Here is a 13,417-nt window from a genome sequence, read left to right on the forward strand (position 1 = left end):
GTTAAAACATAATCTTTTACCTTATTCCTGCTTTTGTGCCTGATTATATTTTTTTTTAAAAGATTTTCAGTTTATTGCAAAAAAAAAAGTCTTTCCAAATAAATGAAAAGACTTTTTGTCGGGGTGGCAGGATTCGAACCTGCGGCCTCCTGCTCCCAAAGCAGGCGCGATAACCGGGCTACGCTACACCCCGAAGATGTATTTGTTGTACTGCCCGTAAGCGGATGCAAAGATATAAATAAATTTGATTTGCAAAAGGAAAAAATGAAAATAAATAAAACTTATTTGAACATAGTTATTTCGGATTTATTTTCGTCTGTATTTTTTATAATAAAGTTTACATTTGCATCACAAAAAAACTATACACATTATGTCAGATACAATAGAAAAAATTAAATGCCTTATTATAGGTTCTGGTCCTGCAGGTTATACTGCAGCTATTTATGCAGCCAGAGCAAATATGAATCCGGTTTTATACCAAGGAATGCAGCCTGGCGGTCAATTGACTACAACTAATGAAGTAGAGAATTTTCCAGGTTATGTTGATGGTGTTACTGGACCAGAAATGATGATTCAGTTACAAGAACAAGCAAAACGTTTTGGTGCTGATATTCGTGATGGCTGGGCTACAAAAGTTGATTTTTCAGGAGATATTCATAAAGTTTGGATTAACGATTCAATCGAATTACACTGTGAAACTGTTATTATTTCAACAGGAGCATCGGCTAAATATTTAGGATTGCCATCAGAACAACATTATTTAAATATGGGTGGAGGAGTTTCTGCTTGTGCAGTTTGTGATGGTTTTTTCTACAGAAATCAAGAAGTTGTAATTGTTGGAGCAGGAGATTCTGCTTGTGAAGAAGCACATTACTTATCTAAACTTTGTAAAAAAGTTACGATGTTAGTAAGAAGCGAAAAATTCAGAGCGTCAAAAATCATGGAAGAACGCGTTCGCAAAACAGAGAATATCGAAATTTTAATGAATCACGATACTGTTGAAGTTCTTGGAGATAATAATGTAGTGCATGCAATTAAGGCATTAAACAAAACTACTGGAGAAGTTATCGAAATTCCAGCAACTGGTTTCTTCGTGGCAATTGGTCACAAACCAAACACCGATATTTTTAAAGATTACATCACGCTTGATGAAACAGGATATATTATAAATACTCCAGGAACATCAAAAACAAATGTTGATGGAGTTTTCGTAGCCGGAGATGCTGCAGATCACGTTTACCGTCAAGCAATTACTGCTGCAGGTACAGGATGTATGGCTGCGCTTGATGCTGAAAGATATTTAGCTTCTAAGGAATAAGTTAAAAAGTTTCAGGTTTCATGTTTCAAGTTGTTGGAACACTTAAAACTTTGTCATAAAAAAATCCCAATCTAATTTAGATTGGGATTTTTTAGTTTTAAATATTGATGTTTTTTATTCCAACTTGAAGCTTGAAACAAGAAAAACTTGAAACAAAATTATTTAATCTTCTTAATCAACTTAGCTTCTTCAGAAAAACGTGTTAATTGAATAGTCGGGTTTCCAAATAAAGAAAGTTCTGCTTTGTCTCCAACAGCGATTGAAATAGCAGTTTCAGCTAGAATACTGCCAACAGAATAACTTTCGGCAGTAACATTCGCATCTTTTAAAGTGAATTTTGTTCCGGTGAAAACTGAATTGTTGTCTAAACGAATGGTTGCTTTTTCAGCAATTCCTTCAATTGCAGCATTTGATTTTTGGTACAAATCACAATTGAATTTGATTGCCGAAACTAATGATTTCAATCCTGCATATTTGCTTAATTGAATCGTCGCTTCGTCTGCTTTTAGGTTTATTTCCGATTTAGATTTGTCGTCAGCAACTAAACCGAATTTTTTTGCATTTACATTTAAATATAGTTTTGAAAAATCAACGCTGTTAAAAGTAATATCGTCTAATTTAAGTTCTTGAATTGCGTAAATAACAGCTTCGTTTTTAGCAATAACTTTGTTCAAAGTTCCTGTGTAAGTCACACGAACAGAGAGTTTTTTGAAAATTGTGCTTTCTTTTGAAGTATATAAACGAAGCGTTCTATCTCTTAAATCCATTGCAACAATATCATGAAGATTATCATCGGCTTCAATTTTAATTTCGTTTTTTTCGCCACGCTCCAAGTAAACTTCTAAATTGTCATCTACTTCAAGCCCGTCAAAACTTCCAACTTCTTTTATTGATGTTGTAACGATTTTAGTTCCTTTGATTTTTTCTCTTCTTTGTGCAAAAGTTAATGTAGTGACTAATAGCAACAGAATCAGGGCAGTATTTTTTTTCATTAATTCTTGATTTGATTTTGACAAATATAAAAAAATCATCCACTTTTGATGAATGATTTCTTTTATATTTAGCAGATAAATGTTAATTATCCCTGACTGATAGTTCCTCCAGAATTTGAAGATTTTTCAACAGTCTTTGGAGTTGAATCGTAGTTAATGCTTCCTCCGCTAGATGCTTCTGCTTTCAAGCTTACAATTGGGTGAACATTTACGCTTCCTCCGCTTGATGCTTCTGCATGAACTTCGTTTGCTAATAATTTTTCTGCATTGATATTAGAACCGCTTGAAGCCGAAGTTTTTATTTTCAAAGCTTTACCTTCTACAGATATTGTACTTCCGCTTCCAGAATCAGCAGTAATATTGTCAGATTCTACATTTACAGTCATTGTTGCAGCGCTAGATGTTTCCAAGTCAATATCTTGTGACTGAATTACATTTTTGCTTTGAACAGATGCTGCACTCGAAGCTTCAATTTTATCAATAACAGGCATTTTTACCGTAACTTTTTTAGTAGTAACATTTTTGAAAGAACTGAATTTACAGCTAATTACAAGTGTTCCGTTTTCAACTTTTGTGATGATTTCTTTTTGTAAATTATCATCAGCTTCAACAACTATTTCTGTTGAATCAGACTGTACGATTACTAAATCAATCGCGTTGCTTACAGATACTTTTTTGAAATCTCCCTGAACAATTCTTTTTTCAGTTGTTACATTTCCGCTTCCTTCAACTGCATTCAAATTAAAGTTGCAAGAGGCAAACAATAACGCGGTAACAGTTGCAATAATAAATTTTGTAATATGAATGATTATTTTGATCATGGCTTTAGTTATTAGTTGATTTTAATTATAACTCCGTTTTTATCAGTGGTTAACTTTCCTTTGGTTTTTTTCCCGTTTAAAACTTCTTTTCCGTTAATTTTAATCGAAACTTCCTTTACAGTGTCATTTTCAATAATAGTATCTTCACTATTATAATCTCCATCATTATACTCGTTCTCTTCTGCAGGGCAGTTTAAACATTTTATTTTTGAACCTTCAACTTTGTAATTGTAATCACCGCTGAAGTGCAAGTTGAAAAAATCATTCTCAGAATCGTCGTAATCTTGTACTGAAGAATCTGGTTTAAATAATTGCCCTTCCGGCAAGTACAAATATACATCAACTTCTTGTCCTCTGAATTTATTTTTTACATCTGTCAGAAAATAATTATCTAAAATTAAATGATTTCCGCTAATTTGAATTCCGTAATTGATTTTTTCGGCTCTTTTCTTTGCACTTGAAAACGAATTTCCTCTGGCGCTTTTTTCGATTTGTAAGTAAGCAGAAGCATTATCAGTGCGTAGGACATGCAAACGAACATCATTTGAATAAATCAGGTTGTTGTTTGCTGAATCTTGTACAAATGTAAATTCATGATGATGATCTAAATCTTTAGCATAATAATCGTTGTATCTGAATTTTACAAAAAGAGTATCTTTTGGTGTAATGTTAAGTGTTTTTTTCTCAACAGTTTTGTTATCATAAGATATTTCAGTTGCTTGTTTGATTCCGATGCTGATTACAATTGCAATTGCGATAATCCAGATGGCAAGCAAAGTATATTTTGTAATATTTCCGATTGATTTTAAGTTGGGAGATAACAATTTAAATCCTAACAAAGTCAAGAAGAAAAATGGAATTCCAACTGCAAAAAGCATCAATAAACCGAAAGACCAAATAGGATAGTCTGTAAAGTTTCCTGCTTCAACAAAGTTTTGCCAAGGGAAATCAATAAAAACATTTGTTCCTAAAGTGAATACTCCAATTAACAATAATATTAGAGTAGAGATTCCTGCCATGATTAGAATTACACCTAAAAATTTAGCGAAGATTTTAAAAACCGTCATGACAAAGTCTCCAAATGAACTACTTATTCTCTCAGCTCCCGACTTTACCTGGTTTCCCATTTTGTCATAATCTGCATTTTTGAATTTATCAGATAATGAATCAATTTCTTCACGAACTTTTTTTTCAATGTTTGAAATCGTTACAGGTTCGCCTGTCATTTCTAGTTTCTCTGAAGTTGTTACCGCTTCAGGAGTTACAATCCAAAGTACGAAATAAGCTAAAATTCCAGTTCCAAAACCAGCAAAAACAAATATTAAGAATATGATTTTGATCCAAACAGCATCAATTCCAAAATAATGCCCTAAACCAGTTGCAACACCACCAATCATACCTTTTTCTTTGTCACGGTATAATTTTTTATGCTGTCTTGTGCCGTAATTGTTGAAAGATTGATTTTGGCTTTCTTCGTCTTCAATTCGGTAATCTTCTGGTTGTCCCATCACCGCAATCACTTCGTCAACGTCTTTTAAGCCAACAACATGTTTCTCGCTTTTTTGTTTTTCTGTTAATAATTCAGAAACGCGCATTTCGATATCTTTAATAATTTCATCTTGTCCAGATGAGTTGTTAAGTGATCGTTTTATAGCGTCAAAATAGCGTGTCAATTTTAAATATGCATCTTCATCGATGTGAAAAAACATACCGCCTAAGTTAATATTTACTGTTTTGTTCATGACTTATTGATTTTGATTGGTGATTAGTTTTACGGCGTCAGATAATTCTGTCCATGTGCCGCTAAGTTCGTTTAAAAAAGTTTGTCCTATCTCGGTTAATCCATAATATTTTCGTGGTGGACCTGAGGTCGATTCTTCCCAGCGATAATTTAGCAAACCGTCATTTTTCAGCCTGGTCAAGAGCGGATAAACTGTGCCCTCAACAACTAATAATTTTGCGTTTTTTAAAGTGTCTAATATTTCAGATGTATATGCGTCTTTTTCTTTTAATACTGATAAGATGCAAAACTCAAGAACACCTTTGCGCATCTGTGCTTTTGTGTTTTCAATGTTCATAATTTCATTTTGTTTTTTTTAGATTGAACAATTCGTTTTTTGATTGATGATGATTGATTGATGATTGATTGTGTCTATAATCTTTTAACCCTTTTGTGTCACACTGAGCGGAGTCGAAGTGTTACTTTATAAAAGGAATCGTTAACGGATATTTGTATAATTCGCCGTTTGAAGCTTTTATTGAAGCATAAATCACTAAAAAGAATTCAATAAATTTTAAAACTCCAAAAAGTAAAACAGCTGTTGCACCAATACTTAATAAACCAATGTTTCCTTGAAAATTGAAATTTCTGATATAGAAATCGTCGTGATTAAAAACGGCTTCCATTGGAATATTTTGTAAAACTACCGATACGAAAATTGGAATAGCAATTAAGGCCAAAACCAAAGTGTAAAGCAGTAAACTCAATTGAAAATTCAATGTCTGTTTTCCGTGGTGATTTACAAATTCTGATTTGTCTTTGTAGCTCGACCAGATAATGATCGGGAAAATATAATTCCCAAACGGAATAATGTACTGGCTTAAAGTACTTAAATGTGTGAACGTTGCAGTGTTTCTTTCTGATGTTGTTTCCATGATGAGTGTTGTTGTTGTTTCCATGATTAAAAGTATATAGTAATTTCTTATGCAAATATATGGCTAAAAGACAGTATCTTGTTTTGCATAGTACCAAATATTAACAAAACATTAACAAAGTTGAAATTTAAATATGTGCTTTAATTCACCGAAAACCATTCGCAATGCTTTGTTTTATTGAGGTTTAAGGAAAGTACAGTGAATTTATTGTGCGCGCATAGTTTTTTTGTATTTTTACTAAAAAAATATATCACATGGCAGTTTCAGTTTCCAAACTCAATAAATTTGTATTGTTCAAATTACCATCAGCATACTTTTGCGGTGTTCGTGTAAAAGCTATCGATAAAGACAGTTGTATTGTTTCTGTCAAACATCGTTGGATAAATCAGAATCCGTTTAATTCTATGTATTTTGCCGTGCAAGCTATGGCAGCGGAGCTTACAACTGGAGCTTTGGTTATTTCTCAGATTCAGGAAAGCGGTCGAAAAATCTCAATGCTGGTAGCAAACAACAAAGGAAACTTTACTAAAAAAGCAACTGGCAGAATTACTTTTGTCTGCAATGATGGGCATTTAATTGCCGAAGCCATTCAAAGAACAATAGAAACTGGTGAAGGGCAAACTTTCTGGATGAAATCTATTGGAACAAATGAAGAAGGAGTCCAAGTCTCAGAAATGGATTTTGAATGGAGCGTTAGATTGAAATAGTTTTATTACCACAAATTCACGAATAAAGTTTTTTAAGAATTTTGTCAAAGTTTAAGACTTTGACAAAGTTTCGCAACCATAAAAAAAGACCTCAAAGAGTTTCTAACTTTTTGAGGTCTTTTTATGGTATGGAATTTCATTTTATTTTTTAACGCAACAAGATTTTTTGTCTTTTTTGTCTGTTGTTTTTTTACAGCAAGATTCTTTTTTTGCTTTTTCTTTTTTAGGTGCAGAATCTTGAGCATTTACGCCAATTGTAAATAAAGCAACGGTAATAATTGTAACTACTTTTGTCATTTTGATTTAATTTATTTTTTGTTAGAGAATTGTAATTGGTGAATCAAATATAGTAACATTTCTTAAGGTTGATTCTTACAATTTAGTTAATGTTTTGATAATAATATGTGAGTGAAAATTAAGCAATCCAGCCATCTTCTATTTTATCAACAGCCCATTTGTTTTTACTTTTTAATATAAATTTGATACATGCACTCGCACATATCACTTCAATTAATTCCTTGCAGTTCATGCAGTCCCTAAGGGACAATTTTAAATGCGGTCTATTTTTTCTACCAATATTTTATCTCTACAAGATATCTTCTTCAGATACTCCGCTAGGAGTATAATATTGGTAGAAAAAGAAATGAACATTCCATTGTCCCATAGGGACTACACTTATTTTAATAATTCAAATTCACTCCAAATCCAATTCCCATATCACTATCATAATGTGTTGTAATTCCGAAGTTTCTGCCAGCCACATATTTTAATCCAGCCATATATTCTTTATCCGTATTCCACATTAAATTCATTCGCAAACGTTTTGAGAGCGGAATATCTTTTCGCTCAAATTGGATTCTCACATTTCCATCGGTATAAACTTCAACTTGCGCTTTTACGAGCATTGGCAAAGTATATTCAGCTCCTAAACTGAAAACCGAACGGTTGTCTTTTGTGTTTTTTTGTCCAAAAAGATTTTGTTCCTGTTCGTCCATTCCCATTTTTCGGTAACGCCAGTCGAAACCAATAAAAGGCATAAACCATTGATTTTTTCCAATATAACGGCCAATATGTGTTTCAGTTTCATAACCATGACTGTCATTATAACCCAATCTCCATTCGGTTCCAATGCTCCAGCGCGTGTTGCTGTACATCGCTTCTCCGTCGTTTCCGTTTGTGGCAAAATCATTTTCGGCCATAAAATGAAACATACGATCGTCCATTTTTAGCATTTTATGTGCCATTTCAGGATGATGAATCAACGGATTTGGAGCCGAATTTTCATAACTAAAAATCCTTCCCATTCCCGCCATCATATGATATAAGATATGACAATGAAAAAACCAATCACCATCGGCATTTGCTTGAAATTCTATGGTGTCGGTTTCCATTGGCATTATATCAATCACATTTTTAAGCGGAGAATAATCGCCATGTTCGTTTAAAATCCTAAAATCATGTCCGTGTAAATGCATTGGGTGGCGCATCATTGATCCGTTATATAAAACAATCCGAACGTTTTCACCTTTTTTAATTAAAATTTTATCGGTTTCAGAAACTACTTTATTGTCTAGACTCCAAACATAACGGTTCATATTTCCAGACAGTGTAAAACGTAATTCTTTTACCGGAGCGTCTTTGGGCAATGTTGTTTTGATTGGAGATTTCAGCATTCCGTAATTCAATGTGACAATTTCAGAAGTTGCCGTAGAATCTTCAGGCATTTTCATATCGTCCATTTTCATGCCTTCCATAGTATGCATAGAATGATCTTCTGTTTTTTCAGATTCCTCTTCGCCGGAAATTTCAGGATACATTACAGTATTCATGTCCATTTTGTTGAGTGACATATTCATGCCCATATCATTCATTTCGCCGTTCATCTTCATCATATCATTCATCATTTTCATCCCTTCAAAATATTTTAATTTAGGGAGATGTTTGACAGACTGTTTAGTACCACCTCCCAAAAATAAAGAAGCAGATCCGGTTCTGTCTTCGGCTGTAGCCAAAAAAGCAAAGGACTTTTTATCTTCAGGAATTGTAACCACGACATCGTAAGTTTCAGAAACCGCAATAATCAAACGGTCGACTTCAACAGGCTCAACGTCGTTTCCGTCGCTCGCTACAACTGTTATTTTTCCACCGCCATACGTCAGCCAGAAATAACTCGAAGCGCCTCCGTTTGCAATTCGTAATCGAACTTTATCGCCGGCTTTAAATTGTGAAAGCTGATCTTCATTTTTTCCATTAATTAAAAACTTCTCATAATAAACATCACTCACATCCATGGCGTTCATACGTTTCCATTCATTAGTGACTTTAGTCGAAAATTGCCCTTTCTTGATTGCCTCGGAATAACTTTGTGTTGTGCCCTTTTTTATGGCAAACCAATCATTGGCATTATGAAGCATTCGCTGAATATTTTCTGGTTTAAGATCCGTCCATTCGCTTAAAATAATGGGAACAGTTGGCAAATCGTCAATGCCTTTTCTAAAAGTTGGATCGTCTTTCTTTTTATTGATAATGAAAAGTCCGTACAACCCAATTTGTTCCTGCAATCCTGAATGGCTGTGATACCAATAGGTTCCGTTCTGGATAATCGGAAAAGTATATTTATGAATTGTTCCAGGTTTTATAGGCATTTGCGTTAAATAGGGAACACCGTCTTCTTTATTTGGAAGAAATAATCCGTGCCAATGCAAAGCTGTATCTTCATTTTTTAAATCGTTATGCACATAAATTTCTGCAATATCGCCTTCTGTAAAAGTCAATGTCGGCATCGGAATTTGTCCGTTTACGGTAAGCGCGCGTTTTTCTTTCCCAGAAAAATTCACAATGGTATCGCGAACGTGTAAATCATAGCGAACTACTTTTTGGGCTTTTGCACTCAAAGCAATCAAAAAGACAATTAAAATAGTATGTAGTTTCATGTTGATTTTTTAAAGGTTTTGATTTCGCAATCGTAAAGCATTTGCAATTACCGAAACCGAACTTAAACTCATAGCCAGCGCGGCCAACATCGGCGAAAGCAAAATTCCGAATACCGGATATAAAATTCCGGCCGCAATTGGAACTCCTAAAACATTATATATAAAAGCAAAAAACAGGTTTTGTTTAATATTTTTCATAACCGAAAAACTCAGTTTTTTAGCTTTAACAATTCCGTTTAAATCGCCTTTTACGAGCGTTATTTTAGCACTTTCAATTGCAACATCGGTTCCAGTTCCCATTGCAATTCCAATATCAGCCTTAGCCAAAGCAGGTGCATCGTTGATTCCGTCGCCCGCCATCGCTACCATTTTTCCTTCAGCTTGCAAGCGTTCAATTTCTCTCAGTTTATCTTCAGGAAGACAATCCGCTTTAAAAGAACTTAAATGAAGCTGATCTGCTACTGCTTTCGCAGTATTTTTATTATCTCCCGTAAGCATGATTACTTCAACACCTTGATCTATTAAATCTTTAATTGCTTTGGCACTGTTTGTTTTTATGGCATCTATAATGGTTACATATCCTGAAATAATATTGTTTATGGCGATGTATGAAACCGTTTTACCCAGATTTTGCTCAGCTGTAATTTTGTTTTCAAAATCATCAGAAATAGAAGCTTTAATCTGTTCCATTAGTTTTTTATTTCCTAATGCAATTTTTGAATTAGTAACGGTTCCTAAAACTCCTTTTCCGGCAACGGCTTCGAAATCGGGAACTTCAAGTAAAGTTTGATTTTTGTCTTTCGCAAAATTGACAACGGCTTGCGCCAAAGGATGTTCGCTATGCTGATTTAGCGAAGCAATGTTTTGTAGAAGAAAATCTTCATTATTATCGATCGCATAAATTTTCTCGACAGTTGGTTTTCCTTCTGTAATCGTTCCGGTTTTATCGGTAATTAAAACATCGATTTTATTCATGTTTTCGAGTGCTTCGGCATTTTTAATTAAAATTCCGTGCTGAGCACCTTTTCCAACTCCCACCATAACCGACATCGGAGTTGCGAGTCCTAAAGCACAAGGACATGCAATAATTAAAACTGCAATCGCATTTATTAATCCGTAGATATAAGAGGGTTCAGGACCAAATTTTGCCCAAATAATAAAAGTCAATACAGCAATACCAACAACAGTTGGAACAAAATATTTTGCAACGCGGTCGGCCAGTTTTTGAATTGGCGCTCTCGAACGACTTGCATCGTTTACCATTTGAATTATCTGCGAAAGCAACGTTTCTGAACCTACTTTTTCGGCAATCATAACAAATGATTTGGTTCCGTTTATAGTTCCCGAAATCACATTGTCGCCCGTTTTTTTGTCAACCGGAATAGGTTCTCCGGTGATCATAGCCTCGTCAATACTGCTTTCTCCAGAAGTTATTTTTCCGTCAACCGGAATTTTTTCTCCCGGTTTTACTCGTAATAAATCTCCTTTTTTGATATCGTGAATGGAGATGGTTCTATCTGTTCCGTTTTCTACCAAAGTGGCTTCGGTTGGCGCTAATTTTAGTAATGCTTTAATCGCTCCGTTGGTTTGTCCGTGTGCTCTGGCTTCTAACAATTGTCCTAATAAAACCAACGTTATAATAACTGTTGCGGCTTCAAAATAAAGATGAATGGTTCCGTGATGCGATTTAAATTCGGATGGAAAAAGATCAGGAAAGAACATTCCAGCAACGCTGAATAGAAACGCAACGCTGGTTCCAATTCCAATTAGAGTAAACATATTGAGATTCCAAGTAATAATTGATTTGTAAGCGCGAACAAAAAACATCCATCCGGCATAAAACAGAACCGGAATTGAAAATAAAAACTGAACCCAATTCCATTTTTCAATTGACATGATTTTAAAAAGCGGATTATTTGGAATCATTTCCGACATTGAAATGATGAAAATAGGAAGCGTGAACAATGTCGCAATCTTCATTTTCTTTAATAAGTCAGTGTAGGTTTTGTTTTCGTCAGATTCAGAGGCCTGCATAGGTACTAAATCCATTCCGCAGATGGGACAGTCGCCTGGTTCATTGGAAACAACTTCCGGATGCATTGGGCAGCTAAATTGTGTTCCAATGGCTATTTGTGGCACCAAATCCATTCCGCAAACCGGGCAATCTCCTGGTTTATTATACGTTTTGTCGCCTTCGCAATGCATTGGGCAATAAAAAACGCCGGTTGCATTATGAGGAATTATCGCTTTTTCCTTTTTGTGAGAATGCCCAGAATGATCTTCTTTTTTATGACCTGAACAACATGATTTTACTTCAGATTCGCTTTTTTTAGGAGAATCCATTTCAATCGAATAGTTTCCAACAGCAGATAAAACTTCCTGAAATTTTTCTGTTGGAACATGTTTTTCCATTGTTATGGTTGCCACTGGTGGATCCAACGTTACTTCGGCATGAATACCGCCAACTTCATTTAACTTTTTTTCGACTTTGGTTCGGCAGCCATTACAAGACATTCCTGAAATTATATATTGATGAGTCATTGTTTTATCTTTTAAAGTATTACAATGCAAATTTCCGAAGTAAGGTTTACAACGGTTTGTATAATTTTGAGAATGATTTGTAAAATTATTTAACCGCAAAGAGCGCAAGGAATTTTTGATATGCTGTATGTATAAAAAGCGCAAAGTTCGCAAAGCTATGTGTATATAACTTTGCGAACTTTGCGTAAACCCTTGCGTTCTTTGCGGTTAAAAAAAATTACAAATTCTCGATTTGAATACGGTTTTTATCTTTCAATTGTTTGAATGAAGTAGGAGTGAAACCTGTAATTTTCTTAAACTGATTACTCAAATGCGCTACATTGCTGTAGTTGAGAATGTCAGCAATTTCGCTCAATGAAAGCTCATTATAAATTAATAGCTCTTTTACTTTCTCAATTTTCTGACTTATAAAATATTTTTCAATTGTTGTATTTTCAATTTCAGAAAAAAGATTACTCAAAGTGCTGTAATCTTGGCTGAGGTTATCTGCTAAATAATCAGATAAATTGATTTTGAGCTCACTGTTTTTATGATGAACCAAATCGACAATAAGATTTTTTATCTTTTCGATGGATTTGGTTTTTTTATCATCCAATAAATCAAAACCTAAAAATTGCAGATTTTTAAGCAAAACTTCTTTTTGAGAATCAGTGATTTCATTTTGCAGTTCAACTTCGCCTAATTCAACAGAAATAGTCTGGAGTCCGAGTTTTTCAAACTCAGACTCCACAACCATTTTGCATCGAGCGCACACCATGTTTTTGATGTAAAGCTTCATATTTATTTGATGGTTTCTACCACGTTTCCGCAAGTCAGCATCGAAGAACCGTAATACGGATTCTTAACTGCTTTTTCTTTGCTTAACCAGTCAGCATCAGCCATTGGGCAATATTGTTTGTAAACCGGCTGGTCTGGACTTGAAACTTTTATTAGATCGTAAGTACTTTTAGAAAGCGATTTAAAAGTTTCACGCTGTTTTTTAAGATCTGTAGTTGTTGAGATGCTTTTAGCATCGGCAGTAAGTTTTTTTACTGCTTTCATCCAAGCAGTATGTTCGTTGCTTTTTAGCTTATTCATTTTTACAGCCGTAATTGCAGTAAGTAAATCTTTGGCTTTAGCCGAAGTTAATTTGCTGTCACTTTTAATAAGTGCATCTTTTACTGTAAAATAAGCATCATAAACTGCTTGTAATTGGTTTGATTCTGCGATCTCAATTGTTGTTTTTTCACCTTTTGAAGTATTCGCCTGAATCGTATTTGCAGAAAATAATAATGTGATTACTGCTGCTATGGTTAAAATTATATTTTTCATTTTTATGTAGTTTTAAAGAGGAATTCAAATTCCTAGTATTTAATGATTTAGATTTTTTGTTTCATTTTGCAAAAAAACTTTGCGAACCTTGCGTAAATCCTAGCTCCCGATAACTATCGGGATTGCGTTTAGACTAAAC

12 protein-coding genes and 1 tRNA gene are annotated in these 13,417 nt (G+C 34.3%); 2 read left to right on the top strand and 11 right to left on the bottom strand.

Going from position 1 to position 13,417, the window contains the following annotated elements; all coding sequences use genetic code 11:
* Nucleotides 1-118 precede the first annotated feature (118 nt).
* A tRNA-Pro gene (locus RB619_RS16195) sits at nucleotides 119-193 on the bottom strand.
* A gap of 177 nt (nucleotides 194-370) precedes the next feature.
* Between RB619_RS16195 and trxB the strand changes: the two genes are divergently transcribed.
* On the top strand, nucleotides 371-1,318 hold the full coding sequence (gene trxB, locus RB619_RS16200; RefSeq protein ID WP_308099328.1) for a thioredoxin-disulfide reductase: 948 nt from the start codon (nucleotides 371-373) through the stop codon (nucleotides 1,316-1,318).
* A gap of 158 nt (nucleotides 1,319-1,476) precedes the next feature.
* On the opposite strand, the gene RB619_RS16205 is transcribed toward trxB, so the two are convergent.
* The 5 genes from RB619_RS16205 to RB619_RS16225 form a co-directional block, all read right to left on the bottom strand.
* Nucleotides 1,477-2,310, bottom strand: coding sequence for a GIN domain-containing protein (locus tag RB619_RS16205; protein WP_308099330.1), 834 nt, complete (start codon nucleotides 2,308-2,310; stop codon nucleotides 1,477-1,479).
* An 86-nt stretch (nucleotides 2,311-2,396) separates the two neighbouring features.
* Entirely contained in the window at nucleotides 2,397-3,131 is a 735-nt protein-coding gene (locus tag RB619_RS16210) for a head GIN domain-containing protein (RefSeq protein WP_308099332.1), read from the bottom strand.
* Between the two features lie 11 nt (nucleotides 3,132-3,142).
* Entirely contained in the window at nucleotides 3,143-4,873 is a 1,731-nt protein-coding gene (locus tag RB619_RS16215; RefSeq protein WP_308099333.1) for a PspC domain-containing protein, read from the bottom strand.
* Between the two features lie 3 nt (nucleotides 4,874-4,876).
* The gene (locus tag RB619_RS16220; protein WP_017498072.1) at nucleotides 4,877-5,209 is read right to left on the bottom strand and encodes a PadR family transcriptional regulator; all 333 of its coding nucleotides are present in this window, start codon (nucleotides 5,207-5,209) and stop codon (nucleotides 4,877-4,879) included.
* A 121-nt stretch (nucleotides 5,210-5,330) separates the two neighbouring features.
* Nucleotides 5,331-5,810 carry a DUF4870 domain-containing protein gene (locus tag RB619_RS16225; RefSeq protein WP_308099337.1) on the bottom strand — a complete coding sequence of 160 codons (480 nt, stop codon included), beginning with the start codon at nucleotides 5,808-5,810 and terminating at the stop codon, nucleotides 5,331-5,333.
* Nucleotides 5,811-6,040: 230 nt separating this feature from the next.
* Here RB619_RS16225 and RB619_RS16230 point away from each other — a divergent pair, with 230 nt between their 5' ends.
* On the top strand, nucleotides 6,041-6,493 hold the full coding sequence (locus RB619_RS16230) for a DUF4442 domain-containing protein (protein WP_026727702.1): 453 nt from the start codon (nucleotides 6,041-6,043) through the stop codon (nucleotides 6,491-6,493).
* Nucleotides 6,494-6,634: 141 nt separating this feature from the next.
* On the opposite strand, the gene RB619_RS16235 is transcribed toward RB619_RS16230, so the two are convergent.
* The 5 genes from RB619_RS16235 to RB619_RS16255 form a co-directional block, all read right to left on the bottom strand.
* Nucleotides 6,635-6,790, bottom strand: a complete 156-nt coding sequence (locus RB619_RS16235) for a hypothetical protein (protein WP_308099340.1) — start codon at nucleotides 6,788-6,790, stop codon at nucleotides 6,635-6,637.
* Nucleotides 6,791-7,173: 383 nt separating this feature from the next.
* The gene (locus RB619_RS16240; protein WP_308099342.1) at nucleotides 7,174-9,426 is read right to left on the bottom strand and encodes a multicopper oxidase domain-containing protein; all 2,253 of its coding nucleotides are present in this window, start codon (nucleotides 9,424-9,426) and stop codon (nucleotides 7,174-7,176) included.
* 9 nt (nucleotides 9,427-9,435) lie between these two features.
* Nucleotides 9,436-11,967: a heavy metal translocating P-type ATPase gene (locus tag RB619_RS16245; RefSeq protein WP_308099344.1), complete on the bottom strand. Its 2,532-nt coding sequence runs from the start codon at nucleotides 11,965-11,967 to the stop codon at nucleotides 9,436-9,438.
* Between the two features lie 217 nt (nucleotides 11,968-12,184).
* Nucleotides 12,185-12,745, bottom strand: coding sequence for an AraC family transcriptional regulator (locus tag RB619_RS16250; protein WP_308099346.1), 561 nt, complete (start codon nucleotides 12,743-12,745; stop codon nucleotides 12,185-12,187).
* 2 nt (nucleotides 12,746-12,747) lie between these two features.
* Nucleotides 12,748-13,278 (bottom strand): DUF3347 domain-containing protein, encoded by a 531-nt coding sequence (locus tag RB619_RS16255; protein WP_308099348.1) that lies wholly within the window; start codon nucleotides 13,276-13,278, stop codon nucleotides 12,748-12,750.
* Between the last annotated feature and the right edge of the window lie 139 nt (nucleotides 13,279-13,417).

The organism is Flavobacterium sp. LHD-80 (assembly GCF_030929605.1).
Classification (GTDB): Bacteria; Bacteroidota; Bacteroidia; order Flavobacteriales; family Flavobacteriaceae; genus Flavobacterium.